The organism is Paracoccus jeotgali, assembly GCF_002865605.1.
GTDB classification, from domain to species: domain Bacteria; phylum Pseudomonadota; class Alphaproteobacteria; order Rhodobacterales; family Rhodobacteraceae; genus Paracoccus; species Paracoccus jeotgali.
The window spans coordinates 1907904-1933519 of sequence record NZ_CP025583.1 but is presented as its reverse complement, the minus strand read 5'-3'; the positions used below and the strand labels follow the sequence as shown (position 1 = coordinate 1933519).

Below are 25616 nucleotides of genomic sequence, written 5' to 3'. Positions count from 1 at the left end.
GATCTCCCTGGGTTGATCCTGAGGCAGCCGGCAGCGCCGGCAGATGGCCCTTACATTAGCGCCGTTGTCGGGATGCGGCAATGCGCCTCAGGGGGGAAAGTTGGCGGCGTGGCACGGTTTCCCCCGCAAAAAACAAACCCCCTGCGGCAGAAACCGCAGAGGGTGAGGCAGGGTGTTGCGACAACATGTCGCAGTCCGGCGATGGCAGGGTGTCGGGCGCGAATCTCTCGCCCCCGACCGCTGCGCGTCCGAGGCTTACTCGGCCGGCGGCGCCATCGGCTCGCCGTCGCTTTCCTCGGGCTGAGGCGGGGCGTCGGGCGAGACGGACAGCAGGTAGGCCACCAGATCGTCCTGGTTCTTGGTCAGCTTGAAGGTCATCTTCGACTTGGCCTTCGGGTCACCCGAATACTCGTCCAGATAGCCGGTCGGGTCGGTGACATAGGCCTTCAGCGAGTGGACGTCCCAGACCGCGTCGGGATAGGCCTCGGCCAGCTTCAGGATGCCGTCACCGTATTTGTAATCCTCGACCGCCGCGAAGTGCCGCCCGACGATCCCGTACAGGTTCGGCCCGGTCTTGCCGCCCTTGATGATGTCGGTGCCGTCGGCATCCTGAATCATGTGGCAGGCTTTGCATTTGTTGAATTCTTTTTCGCCTTTGGCGGCGTCCTGCGCGACCGCGGGCACGGCCAGGCTCAGCACGGTCAACGTGGCGATCAGGCTGGTTTTCATCGTGTCTTCCTTTCATGTCGTCGCAAAGCGACATCGCAATTCGCACTAGCAATGACCATCCGAGACGGTCATGACATCTGTCAAATCATGTCCGCGACGGGGCTCAGGCTGATGGAAAACGGATGCTTTGGCAATAAGTTCCGGATCAGTTTCTCGTGCTTTGACGTCGCAGCGGTCAATCGCCGAAGACCTTCGGAAAGCTCGCCTTTAGCGCGTTGTCCAGATCGGGCATGGTCACCGGCAGCCCCAGATCGACCAGGCTGGTGACGCCGTGGCCGCTGATCCCGCAAGGCACGATGCCGCCATAATGGGACAGATCGGGTTCGACATTGATGGCCAGCCCGTGAAAGCTGATCCAGCGACGCAGCTTGATGCCGATGGCTGCGATCTTGTCCTCGCGAATCGCGCCGTCGGGAAGGGGCGGCTTTTCAGGCCGGGCGACCCAGACGCCGACGCGGCCCTCGCGGATCTCGCCGCGCACGCCGAAGGCGGCAAGCGTCTCGATCACCCAGGCTTCCAGGGTCTGGACAAAGGCGCGGACATCGCGCCCGCGCCGGTTCAGGTCCAGCATCAGATAGACAACGCGCTGCCCCGGCCCGTGATAGGTGTATTGCCCGCCGCGTCCCGCGACATGGACCGGAAACCGCGCATCCAGCAGATCCGCCGCCCGCGCCGAGGTGCCGGCGGTGTAAAGCGGCGGGTGCTCGACCAGCCAGATCCGCTCGCAGGCGCGGCCGGCCAGCATCTCTGCCACATGCTGCTCCATCGTGGCGAGGGCCTGCGGATACGGCGTCAGACCGGGCTCGATCACCCAGTCGGGCAGGGTTGAGGCAAGGGCGCTATTCATGCCGCTCAGGTAAGCCCAGGCGCGGGAAAAGAAAAGCCTGCGCCGCTATTTGGCGCCCGCGACCATCATCTGACCGCTGGCCGCCGCCGTGCAGCCCTTGGTGGCAAGCCGGCCCCACACATCGTCCGACGCTGCCGCGCCGACATAGCTGGTCACCGCACGGCCATCCTTGATTCGCAGGAAAAAGGGCTGAAACCCCCCATAGGCGCCGAAGGAGTTCTTGCCATTGACTTCGCCGCACAGCACCCGGCCTTGCCCCTCGCTAAGGTCATAGGCGACCAGCTTGCGCAGCTGCGCCGCGCCGGGGTCCTTCATGTCGTCGATGATCGCGCTTTGGATCAGGGCGCGGTCGCGGTCGACAAAGGGGGCGGGGCGGGTGGTAACCGGGGTGTCATTGGCGACGCAGCCGGCCAGCAGGGCGCAGGCAAGGACCGGGGCGATCAAGGGGTGGCGCATGGGCGTTCCGTTCGGGTTGTGTCGGTTGACACTACCCAAACGTGTTACGCGACGTCCAGTGCAATCTGTGATTGTGGTCCCGCCTTGGCGGATCAGTCCGACCCGGCAGGGGTGTCGTCTGGTGCGGTCGAGAAGACTCGAACTTCCACTCCGGTTAAGGAACAGCGACCTCAACGCTGCGCGTCTACCAATTCCGCCACGACCGCATCGCGACAAGGCGTGCAGATAACGGCTTCGGCGCGGGATGAAAAGAGGGATTCTGCGCGATAAGCCGCAGAAAACGCGAAAGCGGACGCCGATGCACGCGGCTGTTGCAATCCTGCCCAAGCCGCGCCTAACCTGCCCTCAGCGGAAGACAAGAAACGAACATGCCACGACAGGGGGCCCGCTTGACGTCCAAGACCCATGACGGCGGTTTCGTCGTCTTCGATCACGTGCAGAAAAGCTATGACGGGCAGAGCCTCGTCGTGAAAGACCTGAACCTCTCCATCGGCAGGAGCGAGTTCCTGACCATGCTGGGGCCGTCCGGTTCGGGCAAGACCACGTGCCTGATGATGCTGGCGGGGTTCGAAACCGCCACGCATGGCCAGATCCTGCTGGACGGGCGCAACATCAACGACGTGCCGCCGCACAAGCGCGGCATCGGCATGGTGTTCCAGAACTACGCGCTGTTCCCGCATATGACGGTGGCCGAAAACCTCGCCTTCCCGCTGGAGGTGCGCGGCATGTCCCGCAGCGAGCGCGAGGAGCGGGTCCGCAAGGCGCTGGACATGGTCCAGATGGGCGCCTTTGGCAGCCGCCGTCCGGCGCAGCTTTCGGGCGGGCAGCAGCAGCGGATCGCGCTGGCGCGGGCGCTGGTCTTCGACCCCGAACTGGTGCTGATGGACGAACCGCTTGGCGCGTTGGACAAGCAGCTGCGCGAGCATATGCAGTTCGAAATCAAGGCGCTGCATGAAAGACTTGGGGTGACGGTGGTCTATGTGACCCATGACCAGGGCGAGGCACTGACCATGTCCGACCGGATCGCAGTCTTCAATGACGGCCGCATCCAGCAGCTTGCCGCCCCCGCCGATCTGTATGAGCGGCCGGAAAACAGCTTTGTCGCCGGCTTCATCGGCGAGAACAACGCCATGGACGGCATCATCGACAGCCTCGACGGCGACCGTGCGCTGGTGCGGCTGGCCGATGGGCGGATGATCGACGCGACCGCCGTCAACCTGCGCGAGGTCGGGCAGCCGACCACCGTCTCGATCCGCCCCGAACGCATCGAATTCAAGCCCGAACTGATGCCGCCCGATGCCCATACGCTGCCCGCCGTGGTCCGCGACGTCATCTATATGGGCGACATCCTGCGCGCCCGGCTGCGGGTCGCGGGGCAGGAAGATTTCGTGATGAAATACCGCAACACCCTGGGTCAGACACGGCTGAACCCCGGCGATCAGATCCGCGTCGGCTGGCATCCACAGGATGCCCGCGCGCTTGATCCGGTTCCCAGCGAACCGGCCTGACGACTGGCCATAGGGCCCAATGATAACGGCCAATGCGCCGATCCACCGCAACAGGAGATTTCGATGAAAAAGACCCTGATCCTGACTTCGGCGCTGTGCAGCATGGGGCTGACCGTGCAGGCGCAAGAGGTGAACCTTCTCAGCTGGGGCGGCGCCTATGGCCGGTCCCATGCCGAGGCCTATGCCAAGCCCTTCACCGCCGAAACCGGCATCCCGGTCAACATCGCCGATGCCGACAACCCGGCCACGCCGATCAAGGCGATGGTCGAGGCCGGCAACGTCACCGCCGATGTCGCCTCGGTCGAATATGCCGATGCGGTCCGCCTGTGTGACGAGGGCCTGCTGGAAACGCTGGACGCCGAGGCGCTGACCGCCGCCGATGACGGCACCGCGGCTGCCGACGACTATATCGAGGGCGGCGTGACCGACTGCTTTGTCGCCACCGACGTCTATTCGATGGTCCAGGTCTATGACGATTCGAAATTCGCCGACGCCAAGCCGACCGGCCCGGCCGATTTCTTCGATCTCGAGAAATTCCCCGGCAAGCGCACCATGCGCAAGGGCGCCAAGTTCAACCTCGAATTCGCGCTGATGGCCGACGGCGTGCCTGCGTCCGAGGTCTATGACACGCTGGCCACGCCGGAAGGCGTCGACCGGGCGTTCGACAAGCTCGACAGCATCAAGGGCGATGTCGTCTGGTGGGAAGCCGGCGCGCAGCCGCCGCAACTGCTGGCCGATGGCGAGGTCACCATGGCCTATGCCTTCAACGGCCGGATCTTCGATGCGGCGATGAAGGACAACAAGCCCTTCAAGATCGTCTGGGACGGTCAGATCTACGAGATGGAGGGCTGGGTGATCCCGCGCGGCGCGCCGCATATGGAAGAGGCGATCAAGTTCATCGCCTTCTCGACCGCGCCCAAGAACCAGGCCCGCGCGGCCGAGTTCATCAGCTATGGCCCGCCGCGCAAATCCGCTGCCGCCATCGTCGGCAATATCGAGGGCAGCGACCAGCCGATGGGCCCGCATCTGCCCACGACCGAGGCGAACATGACCAACGCGCTCGGCTCTGACCTCGATTTCTGGGTCGATCACGATTCGGAACTGAACGAGCGTTTCAACGCCTGGCTCGCCGGCTGACACCACTGGCCCGGCCGCGTCTTGGGCGCAGCCGGGCCGACACGGAACCGACCAAATGGCCTCACCCCTTGATCCCCATGCCGCCGTCGTGACCGAGGCGGGCGGCCTGCCGCCCGAAGCCCCGGCGCGTGACGCGCAGGCCGCGCGCGCCGCCGGGCTGACCACCGCCGACGGCAAGCCGCTGAAGCGGGCGCTGGCGCGGGCGTCGCGCCGGTCGCGGCGCCGCGCCTTTCTGCTGGTCCTGCCGCTGCTCGCGTTCATCGTCATCACTTTCGTCATCCCGATCGGGCAGATGCTGCACCGCTCGGTCCATAATGACGGGTTTTCGGCCAACATGCCGCAGATCGGCGCCTGGTTCGCCCAGACCGAGCCGGGCACCGCCCCGGACGAGGCCGCCTTTGCCGCGCTGGCCGAGGATCTGCGGCTGGCGGCCGAGGAACGCACCATCGGCATCGTCGGCACGCGGATCAATTACGAGATGTCGGGCACGCGCTCGCTGTTCACCTCGACCGGGCGCAAGGTCAGGAACGGGCTGGAGCCGCCCTATCGCGAGGCGCTGCTGGCGCTGGACAAGGGTTGGGGCGATCCGGCGCTGTGGACGGCGATGCGGACCTCGTCCACCGCCTATACCGACAGCTTCTATCTGGCCTCGCTGGACCGGACGCGCGACGATCAGGGCCGCATCACGCAGGTCAATGAGAACCACCGCGTCTATATCATGCTGTTCATGCGGACGCTGTGGCTGTCGGCGCTGGTGACCTTCACCACCTTCCTGCTGGGCTTTCCGGTGGCGCATCTGCTGGCCACCCTGCCGCTGCGGCGGTCGAACCTGCTGATGATCCTGGTGCTGCTGCCGTTCTGGACGTCGCTGCTGGTGCGAACGACAAGCTGGATGGTGCTGCTGCAGCAACAGGGCGTGGTCAACGACATGCTGATCTGGCTGGGGATCATCAGCGCCGATGGGCGGCTGAAGATGATGTACAACCAGACCGGCACGATCATCGCCATGACCCATATCCTGCTGCCCTTCATGATCCTGCCGCTGTATTCGGTGATGCGGACGATCAACCCGGCCTATGTTCGCGCCGCCCGCAGCCTTGGCGCGACAAGCTGGACGGCGTTCCGTCGCATCTATTTCCCGCAGACGCTGCCGGGGTTGGGGGCGGGGGCGCTGCTCGTCTTCATCCTCGCCGTGGGCTACTATATCACGCCCGCGCTGGTCGGGGGTGCCTCGGGGCAGCTGATTTCCAACATGATCGCCGAGCATATGACCCGGACGCTCAACTGGTCGATGGCCGCGGCGCTGGCGGCGATCCTGCTGGCGGGCGTGCTGATCCTGTACTGGGTCTATGACCGGCTGGTCGGCATTGACAATCTCAAGCTGGGGTAGGGACATGGCGCTTCAGACATACGCCTCGCCGATGGAACGGATCTGGCATTACGTCTATCTGACGCTGTGCACGCTGATCTTCCTGTTCCTGATCGCGCCGATCCTGGTGATCATCCCGCTCAGCTTCAACGCCGAGCCTTACTTCACCTTTACCCGAGAGATGCTGTCCTTCGACGCGCAGGGCTATTCGCTGCGCTGGTATGACAATCTGATGACCTTCGGGATGCTGGCGCCGGATGCGCCGCGCGACATGGCGTGGTTTTCCGACATGTGGTCGAACGCGAAATGGGTGAACGCGGCCAAGAACTCGGTCCTGATCGGGGTGCTGTCCACGGTGCTGGCGACGGTGCTGGGGACGCTGGCCGCCCTGGGGCTGGCCCGGCCAGAGATGCCGTTCCGCCGGCTGATCATGGCGACGCTGATCTCGCCCATGATCGTGCCGCTGATCATCACCGCGACGGGGCTGTTCTTTTTCTATTCCTCGGCCTGCGTGCCGCAGGGGTCGTGGGCGCACAAGCTGCTGGGGCCGTTCCTGTCCAGTTCGGGCTGTCTGGCCAACACCTATCTGGGCGTCATCATGGCCCATGCGACGCTGGGGATTCCCTTCGTCATCATCACCGTGACGGCGACGCTGGTCGGCTTTGACCAGTCGCTGAACCGGGCGGCGGCCAGCCTTGGCGCCAATCCGCGGGTGACGTTCTTTCGGGTGACGATGCCGCTGATCCTGCCCGGCGTGATCTCGGGCGCGCTTTTCGCCTTTGTCACCTCGTTCGACGAGGTGGTGGCGGTGCTGTTCATCGCCGGGCCGGATCAGCAGACCATCCCGCGTCAGATGTGGAACGGCATCCGCGAACAGATCAGCCCGGCGATCCTTGCCGTGGCGACGCTGCTGGTGATCTTTTCGGTGGCGCTCTTGACCACGGTCGAGCTGCTGCGCCGCCGGTCCGAGCGGATACGCGGGCTGAGCCCCGGCTAGGGCAGGATCTGCAACCAGACCGAGATCGTCAGGATCGAGGCTGCCGTCGCCACCAGCACCGCCGAGGCCGCGACCCGCTTGGCGACGCCATAGATCGAGGCGAACAGATAGGCGTTGACACCCGGCGCCATCGCCGCCGTCATCACCGCCGAGCGCAGCGCGCTGTCATCCAGCCCGAAGCCGCGGCCAAGGCCATAGGCAATCGCCGGATGCAGCACCAGCGAGGCCAGACAGCAGAGCAGGATCGCCCGGCTGTCGCCTTCGGGCTTGTAGCGATAGAGGATGCCGCCAAGCGCAAACAGCGCCGCCGGCAGCGCGGCCTTGGCCATCATCGCCACCGCGTCCCAGAACCCGCCGGGCAGGACCAGACCGGCCTGCATCCCCAGGTTCACCACCAGCCCCGACAGGATACCGAGGACCAGCGGCGTCCGCAGCACCCCGGTCAGGGCGCGGCCCGCGACCCGGCCCACGGACAGGTTCTGGCCGCGCGCGCGCACGAACTCCATCACCGTGATCCCGAAGGTATAGAGCATGGGCGAGTGGATCGAGATGATCGCCCAGTTCCCCGACAGCGCCTCGGCCCCATAGGCGCGCTCGGTGATCGGGACGCCCAGCAGCAGCGAGTTCGAGAACAGGCAGACAAAGCCGATCGCCACCGCGTCCTGCGGCGCGCGGCCCAGCTTGCGCGCGCCCCAGACGCCGACGCCAAAGCTGGCGAAGGCGCCGGCATAAAAGGCCGCCAGCATCGGCAGGTTGAACTCGGCCGACAGATCCAGCCGGGCGATGGACTGGAACAGCAGCACCGGCACGGCGAAGTTCTGCGCGAACCGCATGACCCCATCCACCGCCGATTCGCCGAAGAGGCCGCGCCAACTGACCACATAGCCGAAGCCCAGAACCAGAAAGACCGGCAGGACGACGTTGAACAGGCCGGTCAAGCGCGTGCCGTCAGCGTCAGCCCGTCATAAGCGGGGGTGATGTGGTCGGGCGTTTCTGCGTCGGTCTGGGCATAGTCCAGATCGACATGCATGTTGGTCAGGATGCCGCGATGCGCGCGAGAGCGGTTGATCCATTCCACCGCCAGCGCCAGATGCGCGTGGCTGGGATGCGGCGTGTGGCGCAGGGCGTCGCAGATGAACACCTCGGGCCGGCCGATGATGGACCAGGCGGCGTCGGGGATGGTCTGGACGTCGGGCAGATAGACGATGCCGCCGCCGGCCGTCGCGATGGACAGACCCAAGGCCACGATCTCGCCATGCGGCACGGTAAAGGGCGTGATGCAGATTGGCCCGCCCGCGCCCGTGATGACCAGCGGCCCCTCGAACGGGTGCAGGTCGCAGATCGGCGGATAGCCAGAGCCGGGGGGCGTGCGGAAGATATAGTCGAAGCGCCCGCGCAGTTCCGCCGTGGTCGGCGCGTCGGCATAGCCGGGAATCCGTGCCCGGGCGTTATAGGCGATCTGGCGCAGATCATCGATGCCGTGGACATGGTCGGCATGGGCGTGGGTCCAGATCACCGCATCCAGCGTGCTGACGCCTGTATCCAGCATCTGCGCCACCAGATCGGGGCCGGTATCGACCAGCACCCGCGTCATCGCGCCGCCCGCGCCGATGCGGTCGATCAGGATAGCGCAGCGGCGGCGGCGATTGCGCGGATCGTCGGGATCGCAGGCCCCCCAGATGCCGCCGATGCGGGGCACGCCGCCCGACGATCCGCAGCCCAGGATGGTGACACGGATCATGCAGCCGCCTTGCTGAACAGCCGGTCGAAATTGGCCGAGGTCTGGGCCGCGAAATCGGCATAGCTCATCCCGAACAGCTCGGCCCCGGTGGCGGCGGTGCGGGTGACAAAGGCGGGCTCGTTGCGCCGACCGCGATGGGGCGGCGGGGCCAGATAGGGGGCGTCGGTCTCGACCAGGATGCGGTCGACGGGGGCGGCGGCGAAGATCTCGCGCAGCTCGGTCGAGCGCGGGAAGGTCGCGATCCCGGACATCGACAGGTAAAAGCCCAGATCCAGCGCCGCCTGCGCCAGCCCCGCGCCCGAGGAAAAGCAGTGCATCACGCAGCGATAGGGGGCGGCGCGGTGCTCCTCGGTCAGGATGCGGGCCATGTCGTCATCGGCATCGCGAGCGTGGATGATCAGCGGCAGGTCGGTCTGCCGCGCGGCCCCGATATGCACCCGCAGCGAACGGCGCTGCGCCTCGGCGCTGTCGGCGGTGTAGTGGTAGTCCAGCCCGGTCTCGCCGATGCCGACGAATTTCGGATGCGCGGCGAGGGCCACGAGGTCCGCCACCGTCACCGCGGGCTGGTCGGCCACGCTCATCGGATGGACCCCGGCGGCGTAGAAGACGCCGTCATGCGCCTCGGCAATGGCGCGGACCTGGGGTTCCTCGGCAAGCTTGGTGCAGATGGTGACCATGCGGCCGACGCCGGCGGCGCGCGCGCGGGCGATCAGGTCGTCACGCTCTCCGTCGAAGTCGGGGAAGTCGAGATGGCAGTGGCTGTCCACGACAGGGACCGCCGGGCCGGCAAGGGGCAGGGGCATCGGTCAGGCTTTCGCGTGCGCCGGGGCCAGCCCGGCCAGTTGCACCAGCATATCCAACAGCAGGGCGGCGGGGTCAAGGTTGACCGCCCGCCCGGCCCGCGCCCGCGCCGACAGTTCCGCCTGCGCGCCGGCCCACACCCGCGCCGCATCGGCGTCGGGACACAGCCGCGCCATCAACTCGGCCTCGCCCGGTGCGGCCTCGGGGATAGGGGCGCCCAGCAGCCCGGCCCGCGCCAGCCGCGACAGGAACAGATCGAGCAGCGTGATCCGCAGATCGAAGGCGTCGCCCTCGGCACTGGCGCGGGGGGCGGCGGCATCGGCCAGCGCTCGGGCCTTGCTGCGGTCGAAACGGGGCAGGGTGGCGAACAGATCGACGATCTGGCGATAGACCTGCAACCCGTCCTGACCCGCCAGCCGCAGCGCCTCGCCGACCGAGCCGCCCGACAGCGCGGCCAGCGCGGTCGCGTCCTCGTCGATGCCGTGCGCCTGCAGCACCGCGCCCATATCCTGCGGCGACAGCGGCGACAGCCGCAATTCTCGGCAGCGAGAGCGGATCGTCGGCAGCAGCCGGCCCGGCTGATGCGCGATCAGCAGCAGCAGCGCATCCTGCGGCGGTTCTTCCAACGTCTTCAGCAGGGCGTTGGCGGCGGCGGTGTTCATTTCGTCCGCGGCGTCAATGATCGCGATCCGCCGCCCGCCATCGGCGGCGCTGAGTTGAAAGAAGGACCGGAACGCGCGGATATCGTCCACTCCGATGCCCGGCTTCAGTCGCCCCTTGTCGTCCACCCCGCGCCGGACCAGATGCAGGCGCGGTTCGGACAGTGCGTTGATGCGGCGCGTCACCGGATGGTCGGGCGGGATGTGCAGCCGGTCGGTCGGGCCCTCGGCCAGCAGCCAGCGCGCCATGGCCCAGCCGAGCGTCGCCTTGCCGATGCCGCGCGGGCCGGTCAGCATCCAGGCGTGATGCAGCCGCTGCGCCCCGGCGGCGGTCAGAAACTCGGCAATCGCGGCGTCATGGCCCACCACCCGATCGGCATGGCGGGGATGGGGGCTGCCGGCGACGCGGTCGGATTCGGGGGCGGCGTCGGTCACAGCGCGGCCTGCACCCGGCGCGCGACCTCGTCCGGGGTGCCGTGGCCGTCGATCAGGCGCACCCGCTGCGGGTGGTCCTGCGCCAGCGCCGCAAAGCCCGCGCGCAGCTTCTGCTGAAAGCCGAGGCCCATGGATTCGAACCGATCCTCGGCCCCGCCCCGCGCGGCACCGCGGGCAAGGCCAAGCGCGGGGTCGATGTCGATGATGAAGCTGCGGTCCGGCTCGACGCCGATCATCAGCCGGTGCAGCGTCTCGACCGTCGCGGCCAGATCGCCGCGGGTCACGCCCTGATAGACGCGGGTCGAATCGGCGAAGCGGTCGGTGATGACGGTGGCGCCCCGGGCCAGGGCGGGCCGGATGGTGCGTTCCAGATGGTCGCGGCGGGCGGCGGTGAACAGCAGGATCTCGGTCTCGGCCGACCAGCGGTCGGTGCCGCCCTCGACCAGCAGGCGGCGGATCGCCTCGGCCCCGTCCGAGCCGCCGGGCTCGCGCGTCAGCACGACCTCGGTTCCTGCGCGGCGCAGATGCTCGGCCAGCAGCCGGGCCTGCGTGGTCTTGCCGCTGCCGTCGATGCCCTCGAAGCTGATCAACATGCGGGCGGTCAGTTCCGCGCCGCCGTCCATGCCTGCCCGCCCAGACGCATCGCCGCGCCCTTCAGCCGGCCGACAAAGCCCGCCGCCGCCACGTCCTGCGCGGCGATCAGCGGCACGGTGGCGGGGCCGACGCCGGGCACCTCGATCTGCAGCGCGCCCAGACGCGCGCCCTTGGCGATGGGCGCCTCGACCGGACCCTTGAACACGGCCTCGGCCTTGATGCCGGCCTCGGCGCCGACCGGGACCAGCACGTTCAGCCCCTTTTGCGTGGTCAGTGCGACCTGCGACGAGGCCCCCAGCCAGACCGGCGCGGTGGCCACCGTCTCGCCCTGCGGCACGACCTCTTTCATGGTGAAGTCGCGAAACGCCCAAGCCGCCAGACGCTCGGTTTCCTCGGCGCGGGCCTTTTCGCTTTCCAACCCGCTGACGACGAAGATCACCCGGCGATCCCCCTGCACGGCCGAGCCGACAAGGCCGTAGCCGGCCTCTTGCGTGTGGCCGGTCTTCAGCCCGTCGGCGCCGATCCCCAGCTTGAGCAGCGGGTTGCGGTTGAAGCGGTTGGCCGGGGCGCGGTCATCGAACGGAAACTCGGTCATCGCGAAGTATTTGTAGAGTTCAGGAAAATCCTCGATCAGATGCTCGGCCAGAATCCCCAGATCATGCGCGGACATGACATGGCCGGGCGCGGGCCAGCCCGACGAGTTCACGAAATGCGACTGCGTCATGCCCAGCGATTTCGCGCGGTCGTTCATCTGGCGGGCAAAGGCCTCTTCGGTCCCGGCCAGCCCTTCGGCGACGACGACGCAGGCGTCATTGCCCGACAGCACGATAATGCCCTTCATCAGCTCTTCCACGGTCGGGCGGTCGCGTTCGTTCAGGAACATGGTCGAGCCCTGCATCTGCCGCGCCTGGGTCGAGACCGGCAGCCGCGTGTCCATCTGCAGGCGACCTTCATGCAGTGCCTCGAACAGCATGTAGAGGGTCATCAGCTTGGACATCGAGGCCGGCGGCAGCGGCTCGTCGGCGTTCTTGGCCAGCAGCACCGTGCCGGTGCCGACATCATAGACCCAGGCCGAGCGCGCGGTGGTGTCGAAGGCGCCCGCCTGCAGGGGCAAAAGGGTCAGAAGGGCAATCAGGACTGCGCGCATGGTGGTCTGCCTGTCATGGGCCGGCGGTCGGGCCGGGCGGGTTTGGCCACAGGATTAGCGCAACTGGGCGATTGGGGCAACGCGCGGCAGCGATCACATCCGCGCGGGGCGCGGCGTTTGCGGGGGGGGGCGTCAGGCCGTGCCCACCGCCTCGCGCCAGTGACGGCGGCAGAGCGAGAGGTAGGTCTCGTTCCCGCCCACCTGCACCTGCGCGCCTGCGGTCTGCACCCGGCCTTGCGCGTCGCGGCGCACGACCATGGTCGCCTTGCGCCCGCAATGGCAGATGGTGCGGACCTCGCGCAGATCGTCGGCAAGCGCGAGCAGGGCCGCCGAGCCGGGGAACAGCTGGCCCCGGAAATCGACGCGCAGCCCATAGGCCATGACCGGAATGCCCAGATCATCCGCGACCCGCGCCAGCTGCCAGACCTGATCGGCCGAGAGAAACTGCGCCTCGTCCACGAACACGCAAGAGAGCGGGCCGGGATCGGCGGCGATGAGCGCAAAGAGATCCTGGGCGGGGCCGAAAGCCGTGGCCGGCGCGCTGATCCCGATGCGAGAGCCGATGACCCCGTCGCCCGCGCGGTCGTCGAGCGAGGCGATCAGCAGCAGCGTCTTCATCCCGCGCTCGCGGTAGTTGTAGGACGCCTGCAAGAGCAGCGTGCTTTTGCCGGCGTTCATGGTCGAATAATGGAAGTAGAGCTTGGCCATGGCGCCAGATAGCGCCCGGCGCGGGCTGCATCAAGCTGTCCGGCGCGACCCGGCGGGCGGCGGGGTCGGGGGCGGTGCCGGTGATGAGTATTTGGGCAAAGAAGAAGCCCGCGCCGAGTGTGTCGGCGCGGGCTGTGTTGTCGGGTTTGTCAGGGTGTCAGCCCTGGCGTTCGGCCTTGGGGCGACGCGAGGGGCGGCTGCTCGCGCGCTTGCGCGGCATCTCGGCCCCGCCGGGGCGACCGGCGGGCGCGGCGCGGCCGCGGCCACGGGGCGCCGAGGTCGGTTCGGGCGGGGCTTCGCCGCCGATGACCGGGATGCGGGCCTTCATGGCTTTCTCGATGTCGCGCAGTTCGCCGACCTCGCTGGGGGCGCAGAAGGCCACGGCCCGGCCCTTGCGTCCGGCGCGCGCCGTCCGGCCGATGCGGTGGACATAGTTTTCCGGCACGTTCGGCAGGTCGTAATTGTAGATATGTGCGACCGCCGGGATGTCGAGCCCGCGGGCCGCGACGTCGGTGGCCACGAGCACCTGGGTCTTGCCCTCGCGGAAGGCGCTGAGGGCGCGCTCGCGCTGGCCCTGCGACTTGTTGCCGTGGATCGCGGCGACCGAGAAGCCCCATTTTTCCAGCAGCTTGGCCAGCTTGTCCGAGCCGTATTTGGTGCGGCCAAAGACGATCGCCAGCTCGCCCGGGTGGCGCGAGACATATTCGGCCAGCAGCGCGGCCTTGTCGCCCTGGTTGACGAAATGGACGCCCTGTTCGATCTTTTCGGCAGCCTGGCCGGGCGGGTTGGCCTGCACGCGGACCGGGTCGCGCAGATAGGTGCTGGCGAGTTCCTCCATCAGCTTGGGCATGGTGGCGGAAAACAGCAGCGTCTGACGCTTTTGCGGCAGGGTCCGCGCGATGCGGCGCAGCGCGTGGATGAAGCCGATGTCGAGCATCTGGTCGGCCTCGTCCAGCACCAGATATTCGGTCTGAGAGAGATCGACCGCCTTGCGGTCGAGCAGGTCGATCAGCCGGCCCGGCGTCGCGATCAGCACATCGACGCCGCGTTCGATCCGCTGGATCTGGACGTTGATCGAGGCACCGCCGACAACGCGGAAGGCGCGGATCGGGGTGCCTTCGGCAAAGCTTTCGACCGACTGCGCGATCTGCGTCGCCAGTTCCCGCGTGGGGGCGAGGATCAGGGCGCGGCAGCTGCGCGGATCGGGCTTGCGGCCGTGGTTCAGCAGCCGGGTCAGCATCGGCAGCGAAAACGCCGCGGTCTTGCCGGTCCCGGTCTGGGCGAGGCCCAGCAGGTCGACGCCCTGAACGATATGGGGGATCGCCTGCGCCTGGATCGGCGTCGGCGTGGTCAGCCCCATCGGCGGCAGGTTGGCGTTGATGCGCGGGTCGATGCCCATCTCGGCAAAGGGGCCGGTGGTCAGCGGTTCGCGAACGGTGGCTGTGCGGCGTGCCTGCACATCGGCGGCACGCGGGGTCCGCGCCGATTGCGGGCGCGGTTTCTGGCCCCGACGGGGGCGGCGGAAGTCTTCGGTCATTCTGAAGTCACTTGCATAAGAAACGGGCCGGGCACCCGTATCGGGCACGGCCGGGCGGCATACGCCGCAAGAGGGGTGCGGGCCATGATACGGCGGCCCGGCGGTGCCCCTGCGTGTCGGTGGGAACCTGACTGGCCCGGCTGCGACTGGCTGCACACGCGGCAGCACGCAGTTTCGGGACTGGTTGCCAGATGGGGGCTTTCCGGCCGCGTGTCAAGGAAAACTTGCGCTTGCCGCCGAAGGTTCTAGCCGCGCTCGGCGCTGTCGAGCCAGATCGTCACCGGCCCGTCATTGACCAGCGCGACCTGCATTTCCGCCCCGAAGACGCCGGTTTCGGTGGCGATGCCCTGATCGCGCAGGGCAGAGGCAAAGCGCAGATAAAGGTCCTGCGCGAGGTCGGGCGGGGCAGCGCCGGAAAAGCCGGGGCGGTTGCCCGAGCGGGTGTCGGCGGCCAGCGTGAACTGGCTTACCACCAGCGCGCCGCCACCGGTGTCGAGCAGCGAGCGGTTCATCCGCCCCTCGGCGTCGCGGAAGATCCGCATCTTCGCCACCCGCTGCGCCAGCTTGTCGGCGGTCGCATCGGTGTCGCCGGGCATGGCGCAGACCAGCACCAGCAGGCCCGGCCCGGTGCGGCCGGTCACCTCGCCCGCGACGGTGACGCTGGCCTTTGTGACGCGCTGGATCAGGGCGCGCATGTCTATAGCCTCGTGACGATGCGTTCGGCGAACAGGCGGTGCGCGTCTTCGGCGCGGCACAGCTCGGTCGCGGGGGTCATGCAGGCGGCCGAGGCCATCGCCGCCCCCCAGCCGAGCGCGTGATCGACATCCAGCCCGCGCGCGGTGGCGAGGGTAAAGCCGGCGACAAAGCTGTCGCCCGCGCCGACCTTGCTGACCACCTCGACCGGGTGCGATTCGGCGTGCCACTGACCGGTTTCATGGGCGACGATATTGCCGTCATCGCCGCGCGCCACGATCACCGCCTGCGCGGCCCCGGCCAGCACCAGCGAGGCGGCAAAGCCTGCCGTGTCGGCCCGCTGCGGCAGGGGCGCGCCGGCCAGTTCCTCGGCCTCGGCGCGGTCCATCCGCAGCAGGGTCACGCGATGCCCGCCGCGGGCCAATTGGCGCAGCGCGGGGCCAGAGGTGTCGACGATCAGCCCGGCCTGTTCGTCCGCCAGCCGCGCCGCCAGCCGCGCGGCAAAATCATCCGGCACGCCCGGCGGGTTCGAGCCGGACAGCACCACCAGCCCGCCCGGCGGCGCGGCCCGCACGATCCCGTCCAGCGCGGCCTGCGCGTCGCGGTCCTGCCATGTTGGCCCCGGCATCACGAAGCGGTATTGCTGGCCGGTGGCGCGGTCGGTGACGGCCAGCGATTCGCGCGTCTCGCCCGGCGCGTCGATGCAGTGCAGGTTGATCCCGGCCCGGTCCAGCAGCTCGGCCAGCCGCGTCCCGGTGGCCCCGCCAAGCGCCACGAAGGCCGCGGATTCGCCGTCCATGACCGCGATGGCGCGGCTGACATTGATGCCGCCGCCGCCGGGGTCGGTGACCGGCGCGGCGCAGCGCAGCTTGAGGTCGGGCTTGACCTCGTCCACCTCGGTCGACAGGTCCAGCGCCGGGTTCAGCGTGACGGTCAGGATCGGCGCCTGGTTCATTCCCACCACCTGTCGATCTTGGCGATATCCTCATCCGACCAGCCGAAATGATGGGCGAGTTCATGGACCATCACATGGCCGACCAGATCCGACAGCGTGACGTCGCCGCGTTCGGCCCATTCGTCCAGAATGGCGCGGCGGAACAGCCAGATCGTGTCGGGGAAGGCCTGCGGATGGCTGGCCGATTTCTCGGTCATCGGCACGCCGTCATAGATGCCGGTCAGCTCCAGCGGGTCGTCGATCTGCAGCTCGTCCAGCATCTCTTCATCGGCGAATTCCTCGACCCGCAGCACGACCTCGCGCGCGGGGGCGGCGAAGGCCTCGGGCAGGGTGGCGATCAGCTTCTGCGCCAGGGCCTCGATCTCGGCGGCATCGGGGGCGGTGCGGTCGGTCCAGTCACTCATTCGGCATGTCCTGTCGAGGGGTGGGGCTCGCCCTGATATGGACAAAATCGCCCGCCTGTGAAAGAGCAAGCGCAATCAGGGGAACCCAGCCATGACCATCACCCGCTTTGCGCCCTCGCCCACGGGCCATATCCATGTCGGCAATCTGCGTGCCGCGCTGTTCAACTATCTGATCGCGCGCAAGGCCGGCGGGACCTTCATCCTGCGCTTCGACGACACGGACCGCGAGCGGTCGAAACAGGAATACATGGACGGCATCCGCCGCGATCTGGAGTGGCTGGGCATCACCTGGGACCGGTTCGAGCAGCAGTCGAAACGCCTCGACCGCTATACCGAAGCCGCCGCCGGGCTGCGCGAGGCGGGCAAGCTGTATGAGGTGTTCGAAAGCCCGACCGAGCTGGACCTGAAGCGCAAGAAGCAGCTGAACATGGGCAAGCCCCCGGTCTATGACCGCGCCGGGCTGGAGCTGAGCGAGGACGACAAGGCGCAACTGCGGGCCGAGGGGCGCGAGGGGTACTGGCGCTTTCTGCTCGCCCGCGAGCGGATCGAGTGGCAGGACGGCATCCTGGGCGAGATCTCGATCGACGCCGCATCGGTGTCCGATCCGGTGCTGATCCGCGCCGATGGGCAGGTGCTGTATACCTTTGCGTCCTCGGTCGATGACGTGGATATGGGGGTGACCGATATCGTGCGCGGCGCGGACCATGTCACCAACACCGCGACCCAGATCCAGATCATGCAGGCGATGGGCGGCACGCTGCCGCGTTTCGCGCATCACAGCCTGCTGACCGGCGCGCAGGGCGAAGAGCTGTCCAAGCGCATCGGCGCGCTGTCCATCCGCGATCTGCGCGAGGCGGGCGTGGCGCCGCAGGCACTGGTGTCGATGATGTCGCGGCTGGGGTCGAGCCAGCCGGTCGAGCTGCTGTCGATGGACGAGATCGCCGACAGCTTCGATCTGTCGCATTTCGGCGCCTCGCCGACCCGCTTCGACCCCGAGGATCTGTGGCCGCTGACCCGCCACCAGAACCAGTCGCTGCCGTTCTCCGCCGTGGAAGGGCGGATTCGCGATCTGGGCGTCCCCGACGCGCAGGCCGAGCGCTTCTGGCGCGTGGCGAGCCAGAACATCACGCGTCTGGACGATCTGGCCGAGTGGTGGGACATCTTCAGCACCGGCGCGACGCCCGAAATCGCCGCCGAGGATTCGGAGTTCGTGGCCGAGGCCATGCGCCTGCTGCCGCCCCCGCCCTATGACGAGCAAAGCTGGGCAAAATGGACGGCCGAGGTCAAACAGGCCACCGGACGCAAGGGAAAGGCGCTGTTCATGCCGCTGCGAAAGGCGCTGACCGGCCAGGCCCACGGGCCTGAGATGGCCGATGTGATGCCGCTGTTGCAGGTGGTGAAGGCGCGGGAATAGCGGTTCGCGGTCGCGTCGCCGCTGTGGCCACGCCCTCGCCTGCGGGTCTGGCTGGCTGTTTTCGCTGCGGTTTCCGGCAGAGCCGACCACCGCGCGAAAAACCCGCAGAATCGTCTTGACGCCCCGCAGCGCCTGACCTAAATCCCCACCACCCGAAGCCGGGCGCTTGGGGCGGAGTAGCTCAGCTGGTTAGAGCAGCGGAATCATAATCCGCGTGTCGGGGGTTCAAGTCCCTCCTCCGCTACCACCGCAAATCCGGGTTTATCTCTCGACAGTGGTGAAACGGTGCGTGAAGCTCGCGGTCGGCGAGGTTGTTGTATCGGTTTTGGGTGGCGGCCCAGCCGTGAGCGACGCGACGGCCTCGATCATCAACTGCCGCTAAGCGACGCCATCCGGCGTGCAGCCCCTACACCTTCACCTGCCGCGCCAGATCGATAAAACCCGCCAGATATTCCGGCCGCTCGCCCTTGCGCAGGCCCAGATGGATGCTTTTGGCGATGCCTTCGCCGATGCGCAGGCCGCGGATGCCGGGGGTGTCTCGCAGCAGCCAGTCGGGGGTGGCGCTGACCACCCGGCCCGAGGCGACGAGGCGCAGCATCAGGTCGGTGGTCTCGACCGTCCGGTGCCGACGCGGCAGCGCGCCGGCGGGGATCAGGAAGCGCGTATAGATATCAAGGCGTTCCAGCGCGACGGGGTATGTGACCAGCGTCTCGTGGACCAGATCTTCGGGCGTCAGGCGGGGCTTTGAGGCCAAGGGATGGTCCTGCGCCACGGCCAGCACCAGCTCGTAGTCAAAGACCGGAAGATATTCGAGGCCCGGGCGCTCGGTCGGGTCGGGCGTCACCAGCACGTCAATCTCGTGCCCCAGCAGCGCCGCCAGCCCGCCGAACTGAAAGGCCGAGGTCACATCCAGATCGACATCCGGCCATTGCGCCAGAAACGGGTCGACGACGCGCATCAGCCAGTCCTGACAGGGGTGACACTCCATCCCCACCCAGATCGCGCCCCGGCGGCCGCGGGCGTAATCCTCGAGCACGGTCGCCCCGTGTTCAAGCTGCGGCAGCACGCGGTTGGCCAGCGCCAGCAGATACTGGCCCGACGGCGTCAGCAGCAGCCGCCGGCCCTGCCGGTCCCACAGCCTGACCCCGTGACGCTCTTCAAAGCGGCGGATGGCGTGGCTGACGGCGGATTGCGTCAGGCACAGCTTGTCGGCGGCGAGCGTCAGGCTGCCGGTGCGGTCGATCTCGCGCAGGATGGCAAGCGGCTGGATGTCGATCATCTCACATGACTCCGTGTCATTGAACCCTGACATAATCCCATTTCTCGTCATGTTCCAATCCCGCTATGTCGGACAGGACATCAGCTGACGGAGGGTGACATGGTCGCATCGGCAAATCTGGGCTATCCGCGCATCGGCGCACGGCGCGAATTCAAACGGGCGCTGGAGGCCCATTGGAAAGGAGAGATCGACGCCGACGCGCTGGAAGCGCTCGGCGCGGAACTGCGGCAGCAGAACTGGGCGGCGCAGGTCAAGGCGGGGCTGACGCGCATTCCGTCGAATGATTTCTCTTTCTACGATCACGTGCTGGATATGACGGCGCTGCTGGGCGCCGTGCCGCCGCGCTTTGCGGGACGTCAGGGTCTCGACGCGCTGTTCGCCATGGCGCGGGGCACCACCCACGCCCCGGCGATGGAGATGACCAAGTGGTTCGACACCAATTACCACTATATCGTCCCGGAACTGACGCCGGATCTGGACCTGCATCTCGCCCATGACCTGCCCGTCCAGCGCTTCGCCGAGGCCAAGGCGCAGGGCATCCACACCCGCCCGGTGCTGCTGGGGCCGGTGACGTGGCTCGCGCTTGGCAAATCCAAGACCGAGGGCTTTGACCCGCTGTCGCTGCTGCCGCAGGTGGTCGCGGTCTATGCCGAGCTTTTGTCGCGGCTGAAGGCGGCGGGCGCGGATTGGGTGCAGATCGACGAACCGATCCTGGTCCGCGACCTGACCGAGCCCGAGGCCGCGGCGCTGCAAAGCGCCTATGCTGCCCTCGCCGAAGCCGGTCCGCACATCCTGCTCGCCACCTATTTCGGCGCGCTGGGCGACAATACGGACCTCGCCTGCGGGTTGCCGGTGGCGGGGCTGCATGTCGATCTGGTGCGCGCACCTGCACAGCTTGACGCGGTGCTGGACCGCGTCGGCGAGCGCACGCTGTCGCTGGGTCTGATCGACGGGCGCAACATCTGGCGCAGCGACCTGAGCGCGGCCTTGACGCTGGCCACGCGGGCGGTCGAGCGGCTGGGGCCGGACCGGGTCGAGGTCGCGCCGTCCTGCTCGCTGCTGCATGTGCCGGTCGATCTGGCGCTGGAGAGCGGGCTGGATGAGGAACAGGCAAGCTGGTTGGCCTTTGCGCGACAAAAGCTGGACGAGGTCGCAGCCCTTGCGGCAGCGGCGGCAGGGGGGCGGGCGGCGGCGGCCGAGGCATTCGACCGCGCCGACGCGGCCATCGCCTCGCGCCGCGCCTCGCCGCGCATCCATGACGCCAGCGTCAAGGCGCGGGTGGCGCGCGTGGCTGACGCCGATCTTCGCCGCGCCAGCCCCTATGCCGAGCGCGCCGCAAGGCAGCAGGCGCGGCTGGGGCTGCCGGTCTTTCCGACGACCACAATCGGGTCCTTCCCGCAGACGCCCGATATCCGTCAGGCCCGCGCCGCGTATCGCCGGGGCGAGATGGACGACGCCGACTATAACGGCTTTCTGCAGGACCGCACCCGCGACTGCATCCGGCGGCAAGAGGCACTGGGCCTCGACGTGCTGGTCCATGGCGAGTTCGAGCGCAACGACATGGTCGAATATTTCGGCGAGCGTCTGGCCGGGTTCTTCTTTACCCGCAACGGCTGGGTCCAGTCCTATGGCTCGCGCTGCGTCAAGCCGCCGGTGATCTTCGGCGATGTCTCGCGGCCCGACGCGATGACGGTGGACTGGGCGCGCTTTGCCGCCGCGCAGACCGACCGCCCGATGAAGGGGATGCTGACCGGGCCGGTGACGATCCTGCAATGGTCCTTTGTCCGCGACGACCAGCCCCGCGCCCAGACCTGTCGGCAAATCGCGCTGGCCATCCGGGACGAAGTGGTGGATCTGGAACAGGCCGGGCTGCCGATCATCCAGATCGACGAGGCCGCGCTGCGCGAGGGGCTGCCCCTGCGCCAGGCCGAGCGGGCGGCGTATCTGGATTGGGCGGTGGCGTGTTTCCGGCTGGCTTCCTCGCCTGTCTCGGACGAGACGCAGATCCACACCCATATGTGCTATTCCGAGTTCAACGACATCATGCCCGCAATTGCCGCGATGGACGCGGATGTGATCTCGATCGAGACCTCGCGTTCGGATATGGAACTGCTGTCGGCCTTCCACGATTTCGCCTATCCGAACCAGATCGGGCCGGGCGTCTGGGACATCCACAGCCCGCGCGTGCCGGACGAGGCATCGATGGTGGCGCTGCTGCAGGCCGCGGCGGCGCTGATCCCGCCCGAGCGGTTGTGGGTGAACCCCGATTGCGGGCTGAAGACGCGCGGCTGGCCCGAGGTCGAACGCTCGCTGACGCATTTGGTGGCGGCGGCGAAGCAGCTGCGCGACTCGGTGCAGCCAGAGGCGCGGCGGTCGGCGTGACTGGTGGTGGGGCTGACAGGGAGGGGCGCGGTTTGCGCCCCTTTCTGTTGTAGGGGCTGCGGAACGACGCTCGGAGCGACATTTCATTCAGGCGGTCGCGGCAGCGACAGCGTCAGCCCTGAATCAGTCCCGGCAAAGCCGCTAGAACCGCTGATTCACCGTCACCAGCCCCTCATCGCCGTCCAGTTCCAGCCGCAGCTTGCGCCCGGCCAGCAGCGCCATGGTGGCGGTGACGCTGAGGATCGCGAACAGCGCATAGGTGATCCGCGCGATGCTGGCATCGGCGTGCAGCAGCAGCCCGACCAGCAGCGGGCCCAGAGCGGCCATCAGATAGCCGCCGCCCTGCGCCAGAACCGACAACTCGCCCGCGATGGCGGGGCTGCCGCTGCGCAGCACGATCAGCGTCAGCGCCAGGCTGAACAGCCCGCCCTGACCCAGCCCCAGCAGCAGGCTGCCCGGCCAGCGCAGCGCCGACGGGCCGATCAGCAGCACCCACAGCCCTGCCGCCACCAGCCCCACGACCAGCATCAGCATCGGGCGCTGGTCCCTGTGCATCCGCGCCAGCCACGGCGCGCCGATGGCTGAAACCAGCTGCGTCAGGATCGACACGCTCATCAGCCAGCCGGCCTCGCCTTCGCTATAGCCGCGCGCCACCAGCAGCGTCGGCAGCCAGCCGAAGACGATATAGGCCAGCGAGGACTGGCTGCCCATCATCACCATGACCTGCCACGCCAACGGCTGACGCAGCATGGACAGCGTGTTGCCCTTGGCCACGCGCAGCTTGCGGTCCGGGGCCGATTGCGGCATCGCCAGCCACCACGCCAGCAGTGCCGCCAGCGACAGCCCGGCCCATGACATCAGGCTCGCGGGCCAGCTCTCCATCAGATCGGCCAGCGGGATGCTCAGCCCTGCGCCCAGGGCCCCGCCCAGACACAGCGCCATGGTATAGACGCCGGTGACCAGATCGGCGCTGCCCGCCAGTTCGCGCATCACCAGCGCCGGCAGCAGCGTGCCGACAATGGCGATCGCCGCACCCGCCAGCAGCGTGCCCGCGAACAGCGCCGGCGCCGTGGCGACACCGCGCAGGATCAACCCGACGCTGAGGATGGTCAGGCCAAGCGCGATGCTCCGCTCCATCCCCAGCCGCTTGGCGAGCCACAGGGCCAGCGGCGCGAACAGGCCCAGACAAACCACCGGCAGCGTCGTCAGCGAGGACAGCATCAGCACCGACAACTCGCCCTCGCGCTCGATCCGGGGCAGCAGCGGGGCCAGCGAGGACAGCGCCGGGCGCAGGTTCAGACCGACCAGAACCATCAGAAGGATAAAGCCGATCCGGCCGGGACGGGGGCGTGCATTGGTCAACATGGCATGCAGTTAGCCCAGATCGGCGGGTCTGTCAGCGTCGATCCGCCTCGCATGGCGCTTTCCGGCGACCGCGGCGGCGTTCCCCGCACCGGGAAGCGGAACTTTCCGACCCCTCGCCGGTTTCAGCACGGTGCACCGCCCGGACGGCAAACGCGGGGTCGCCACCAGACCGCCCGCCCCGTCCGATGCCTGCCCCCTATGCCAGCCGCGCCCCGACCCTATCGCGCCGGGGCCAAACCAGCCAGATCAAGAGGGATCGCCATGACCGACCGCCCCGCCGGAGACGACCGCAGCAACGACCAGGTCAGGAACACGCCAGAACCCGCACCGGGCGCCAAACACGGCAAGATGGATTCAGCCGCCAAGGCCAGCAAGGACGCGATGAACCGCGTCTCGGACCTGCCGCAGGGCAGCGGGGGCGAGACGCAGCAGCGCGACGGCTCTGGCGTGATGACCACCGATCATGGCGTGCCGATCAGCGACAACCAGAACACCCTGAAGGCCGGGCCGCGCGGGCCGGCGTTGCTGGAAGATTTCGTGCTGCGCGAAAAGATCTTCCATTTCGATCATGAACGCATCCCCGAACGCATCGTCCATGCCCGGGGATCGGGCGCGCATGGCACCTTCACCGTCACCCGCGCCATCCCCGAACTGACCCGCGCGGCGCTGTTTCAGGAGGAAGGCAACAGCTGCGAGACCTTCACCCGGTTTTCCACCGTCGCCGGCTCGAAAGGGTCCAAGGACACGCCCCGCGACGTGCGGGGCTTTGCCACCAAGTTCTATACGCAGGAAGGCAACTGGGATCTGGTCGCCAACAACTTCGCGCCCTTCTTCATTCAGGACGCGATGAAGTTCCCCGACCTCGTCCACGCTGTGAAGCCCGAGGCCGACCGGATGTTCCCGCAGGCGGCCTCGGCCCATGACACCTTCTGGGATTTCGTCGGGCTGATGCCGGAAACCCTGCACACCGTCATGTGGCTGATGTCCGACCGCGCCCTGCCGCGCAGCTTCCGCATGATGGAGGGGTTTGGCGTCCACACCTTCCGCATGGTCAACGCCGACGGCGATGTCAGCTTCGTCAAGTTCCATTGGAAGCCCCGGCTGGGGATGCAGTCGCTGCTGTGGGACGAGGCCGTCAAGGTCAGCGGCGCCGATCCCGACTTCAACCGCCGCGACCTGTGGGAGGCCATCGACCGCGGCGAGTTCCCGGAATACGATCTGGGCATCCAAGTCTTCGATTCCGAGTTCGCGGATTCGCAGTTCTATGACGTGCTCGACGCGACGAAACTGATCCCGGAAGAGGACGTGCCGGTCCAGATCATCGGCACGCTGCAGTTGAACCGCAACCCGGACAACTTCTTCGCCGAGACCGAGCAGGTGGCCTTCATGCCCCAGAACGTGCCGCCGGGGATCGACTTTACCGACGATCCGCTGCTGCAGGGGCGGCTGTTCAGCTATCTCGACACGCAGAAATCGCGGCTGGGAACGGCGAATTTCTTCCAGATCCCGATCAACGCCCCGCGCTGCCCCTTCGCCAACATGCAGCGCGACGGCATGATGCAGACGCTGATCCACAAGGGCCGGTCGAACTACGAACCCAACAGCCTCGACCGGGCGGGCGAGGACCCCGGTCCGCGTCCCTCGGATCAGGGCTTCCAGACCATCCGCCGCATGGATCAGCGCGAGGATGCCAACCAGAAGCTGCGCGTCCGCGCCGACAAGTTCGCCGATCATTTCAGCCATGCGCGGCTGTTCTATGTCAGCCAGACCGAGGTCGAGCAGGACCACATCGCCGCTGCCTTCACCTTCGAGCTGTCCAAGGTCGATCTACCTCATGTCCGCATCAACGTGCTGGCGCAGCTTCGCAATATCGACGAGGCGCTGGCCCAGCGGGTCGCCAAGGGGCTGGACCTCGACCTGCCCGAACGCGCCCCCGCGGCCAGCGAGACGGTGGAGATGCAGCCCTCGGACGCGCTGTCGATCCTGAAGAACGCGCTTGAGACGCTGAAGGGCCGCAAGATCGGCGTCCTCGTCGACGACGACAGCGACCAGGACGAGATCGACACGCTCACCTCGGCCATCGAGGCCGAAGGCGGCACCGCCGCCCTGATCGCCCCGCGCCGGGGCCTGCGCGACGGTCAGCTCGACGGCACGCCCTCGGTGCTGGTGGACGCCATCGCGCTGGTCCTGACCGAGGCGGCGGCGGAAAAGCTGTGCAAGCACAAGCCCGCCATCGACTTCGTCTCGGACGCCTTCGCCCATTGCAAGGCCATCGGCCATAGCGACGGCGCCAAGCCGCTTCTGGAAAAGGCCGGGGTGAGCACCGACGAGGGCGTGGTCAGCCTCTCGGACCTGCCCGAGGCGGCCAAGCAACGCTACTTCAGCCGCGAGCAGAAGATCTGGGCGGCGCAGAGTTGATCGACACTCCGCCGGCCTCAAATGGGGTCGGCGGAAGGCCG

At 67.7% G+C, this 25616-nt stretch carries 23 protein-coding genes and 2 tRNA genes; 8 read left to right on the top strand and 17 right to left on the bottom strand.

Annotated elements, in window-relative coordinates:
- Window positions 1-255: 255 nt before the first annotated feature.
- From CYR75_RS09420 to CYR75_RS09405, 4 genes are all read right to left on the bottom strand, one after another.
- Complete coding sequence (locus CYR75_RS09420) at window positions 256-729, bottom strand: c-type cytochrome (protein WP_101499811.1); 474 nt, start codon at window positions 727-729, stop codon at window positions 256-258.
- 175 nt (window positions 730-904) lie between these two features.
- The gene (lipB, locus tag CYR75_RS09415; RefSeq protein WP_404825348.1) at window positions 905-1576 is read right to left on the bottom strand and encodes a lipoyl(octanoyl) transferase LipB; all 672 of its coding nucleotides are present in this window, start codon (window positions 1574-1576) and stop codon (window positions 905-907) included.
- Window positions 1577-1621: 45 nt separating this feature from the next.
- Window positions 1622-2032, bottom strand: coding sequence for a hypothetical protein (locus CYR75_RS09410; RefSeq protein ID WP_101499810.1), 411 nt, complete (start codon window positions 2030-2032; stop codon window positions 1622-1624).
- A gap of 119 nt (window positions 2033-2151) precedes the next feature.
- Window positions 2152-2238: transfer RNA gene (locus CYR75_RS09405), tRNA-Leu, on the bottom strand.
- 183 nt (window positions 2239-2421) lie between these two features.
- Between CYR75_RS09405 and CYR75_RS09400 the strand changes: the two genes are divergently transcribed.
- From CYR75_RS09400 to CYR75_RS09385, 4 genes are all read left to right on the top strand, one after another.
- Window positions 2422-3540, top strand: a complete 1119-nt coding sequence (locus tag CYR75_RS09400; RefSeq protein WP_101499809.1) for an ABC transporter ATP-binding protein — start codon at window positions 2422-2424, stop codon at window positions 3538-3540.
- A gap of 63 nt (window positions 3541-3603) precedes the next feature.
- Window positions 3604-4677, top strand: coding sequence for an ABC transporter substrate-binding protein (locus CYR75_RS09395; protein ID WP_101499808.1), 1074 nt, complete (start codon window positions 3604-3606; stop codon window positions 4675-4677).
- A gap of 55 nt (window positions 4678-4732) precedes the next feature.
- The gene (locus CYR75_RS09390) at window positions 4733-6067 is read left to right on the top strand and encodes an ABC transporter permease (RefSeq protein WP_101499807.1); all 1335 of its coding nucleotides are present in this window, start codon (window positions 4733-4735) and stop codon (window positions 6065-6067) included.
- A 4-nt stretch (window positions 6068-6071) separates the two neighbouring features.
- Window positions 6072-7043, top strand: coding sequence for an ABC transporter permease (locus CYR75_RS09385; RefSeq protein WP_101499806.1), 972 nt, complete (start codon window positions 6072-6074; stop codon window positions 7041-7043).
- On the opposite strand, the gene CYR75_RS09380 is transcribed toward CYR75_RS09385, so the two are convergent.
- From CYR75_RS09380 to CYR75_RS09330, 11 genes are all read right to left on the bottom strand, one after another.
- The gene (locus tag CYR75_RS09380) at window positions 7040-7981 is read right to left on the bottom strand and encodes an AEC family transporter (RefSeq protein WP_101499805.1); all 942 of its coding nucleotides are present in this window, start codon (window positions 7979-7981) and stop codon (window positions 7040-7042) included. The two genes, CYR75_RS09385 and CYR75_RS09380, sit on opposite strands and share 4 nt — an antisense overlap.
- A complete protein-coding gene (locus tag CYR75_RS09375; RefSeq protein WP_101499804.1) occupies window positions 7978-8784 on the bottom strand; it encodes an MBL fold metallo-hydrolase in 807 nt (268 codons plus the stop codon). The genes CYR75_RS09380 and CYR75_RS09375 overlap by 4 nt, the downstream gene beginning before the upstream one ends.
- Window positions 8781-9587 (bottom strand): TatD family hydrolase, encoded by an 807-nt coding sequence (locus CYR75_RS09370; RefSeq protein ID WP_101499803.1) that lies wholly within the window; start codon window positions 9585-9587, stop codon window positions 8781-8783. Before CYR75_RS09370 ends, CYR75_RS09375 begins: the two co-directional genes overlap by 4 nt.
- A 3-nt stretch (window positions 9588-9590) precedes the next feature.
- On the bottom strand, window positions 9591-10679 hold the full coding sequence (locus CYR75_RS09365; protein WP_101499802.1) for a DNA polymerase III subunit delta': 1089 nt from the start codon (window positions 10677-10679) through the stop codon (window positions 9591-9593).
- Window positions 10676-11302 carry a dTMP kinase gene (tmk, locus tag CYR75_RS09360; protein WP_404825347.1) on the bottom strand — a complete coding sequence of 209 codons (627 nt, stop codon included), beginning with the start codon at window positions 11300-11302 and terminating at the stop codon, window positions 10676-10678. Before tmk ends, CYR75_RS09365 begins: the two co-directional genes overlap by 4 nt.
- Complete coding sequence (locus CYR75_RS09355; RefSeq protein WP_101499801.1) at window positions 11281-12420, bottom strand: D-alanyl-D-alanine carboxypeptidase family protein; 1140 nt, start codon at window positions 12418-12420, stop codon at window positions 11281-11283. Before CYR75_RS09355 ends, tmk begins: the two co-directional genes overlap by 22 nt.
- A 132-nt stretch (window positions 12421-12552) precedes the next feature.
- Window positions 12553-13128 (bottom strand): thymidine kinase, encoded by a 576-nt coding sequence (locus CYR75_RS09350; protein WP_101499800.1) that lies wholly within the window; start codon window positions 13126-13128, stop codon window positions 12553-12555.
- Window positions 13129-13285: 157 nt separating this feature from the next.
- A complete protein-coding gene (locus tag CYR75_RS09345; RefSeq protein ID WP_225972923.1) occupies window positions 13286-14527 on the bottom strand; it encodes a DEAD/DEAH box helicase in 1242 nt (413 codons plus the stop codon).
- A 383-nt stretch (window positions 14528-14910) separates the two neighbouring features.
- Window positions 14911-15360, bottom strand: coding sequence for a D-aminoacyl-tRNA deacylase (dtd, locus tag CYR75_RS09340; protein ID WP_101499798.1), 450 nt, complete (start codon window positions 15358-15360; stop codon window positions 14911-14913).
- 2 nt (window positions 15361-15362) lie between these two features.
- Entirely contained in the window at window positions 15363-16313 is a 951-nt protein-coding gene (locus CYR75_RS09335; protein WP_101499797.1) for a 1-phosphofructokinase family hexose kinase, read from the bottom strand.
- Window positions 16310-16717 carry a metallopeptidase family protein gene (locus CYR75_RS09330; RefSeq protein WP_101499796.1) on the bottom strand — a complete coding sequence of 136 codons (408 nt, stop codon included), beginning with the start codon at window positions 16715-16717 and terminating at the stop codon, window positions 16310-16312. The genes CYR75_RS09335 and CYR75_RS09330 overlap by 4 nt, the downstream gene beginning before the upstream one ends.
- 91 nt (window positions 16718-16808) lie before the next feature.
- On the opposite strand from CYR75_RS09330, the gene gltX reads away from it, so the two are divergent.
- Together gltX and CYR75_RS09320 are read left to right on the top strand one after the other, a co-directional pair.
- Window positions 16809-18131 (top strand): glutamate--tRNA ligase, encoded by a 1323-nt coding sequence (gene gltX, locus CYR75_RS09325; protein WP_101499795.1) that lies wholly within the window; start codon window positions 16809-16811, stop codon window positions 18129-18131.
- A 170-nt stretch (window positions 18132-18301) separates the two neighbouring features.
- Window positions 18302-18378: transfer RNA gene (locus tag CYR75_RS09320), tRNA-Met, on the top strand.
- Between the two features lie 159 nt (window positions 18379-18537).
- Here the strand turns inward: CYR75_RS09320 and CYR75_RS09315 are convergent.
- Entirely contained in the window at window positions 18538-19410 is an 873-nt protein-coding gene (locus tag CYR75_RS09315) for a LysR family transcriptional regulator (protein ID WP_101499794.1), read from the bottom strand.
- Window positions 19411-19509: 99 nt separating this feature from the next.
- Here CYR75_RS09315 and metE point away from each other — a divergent pair, with 99 nt between their 5' ends.
- Complete coding sequence (gene metE / locus CYR75_RS09310) at window positions 19510-21792, top strand: 5-methyltetrahydropteroyltriglutamate--homocysteine S-methyltransferase (RefSeq protein ID WP_101499793.1); 2283 nt, start codon at window positions 19510-19512, stop codon at window positions 21790-21792.
- Window positions 21793-21933: 141 nt separating this feature from the next.
- On the opposite strand, the gene CYR75_RS09305 is transcribed toward metE, so the two are convergent.
- Entirely contained in the window at window positions 21934-23157 is a 1224-nt protein-coding gene (locus tag CYR75_RS09305; protein WP_225972666.1) for an MFS transporter, read from the bottom strand.
- 348 nt (window positions 23158-23505) lie between these two features.
- On the opposite strand from CYR75_RS09305, the gene CYR75_RS09300 reads away from it, so the two are divergent.
- Window positions 23506-25575, top strand: coding sequence for a catalase (locus tag CYR75_RS09300; RefSeq protein WP_101500971.1), 2070 nt, complete (start codon window positions 23506-23508; stop codon window positions 25573-25575).
- Window positions 25576-25616 lie beyond the last annotated feature (41 nt).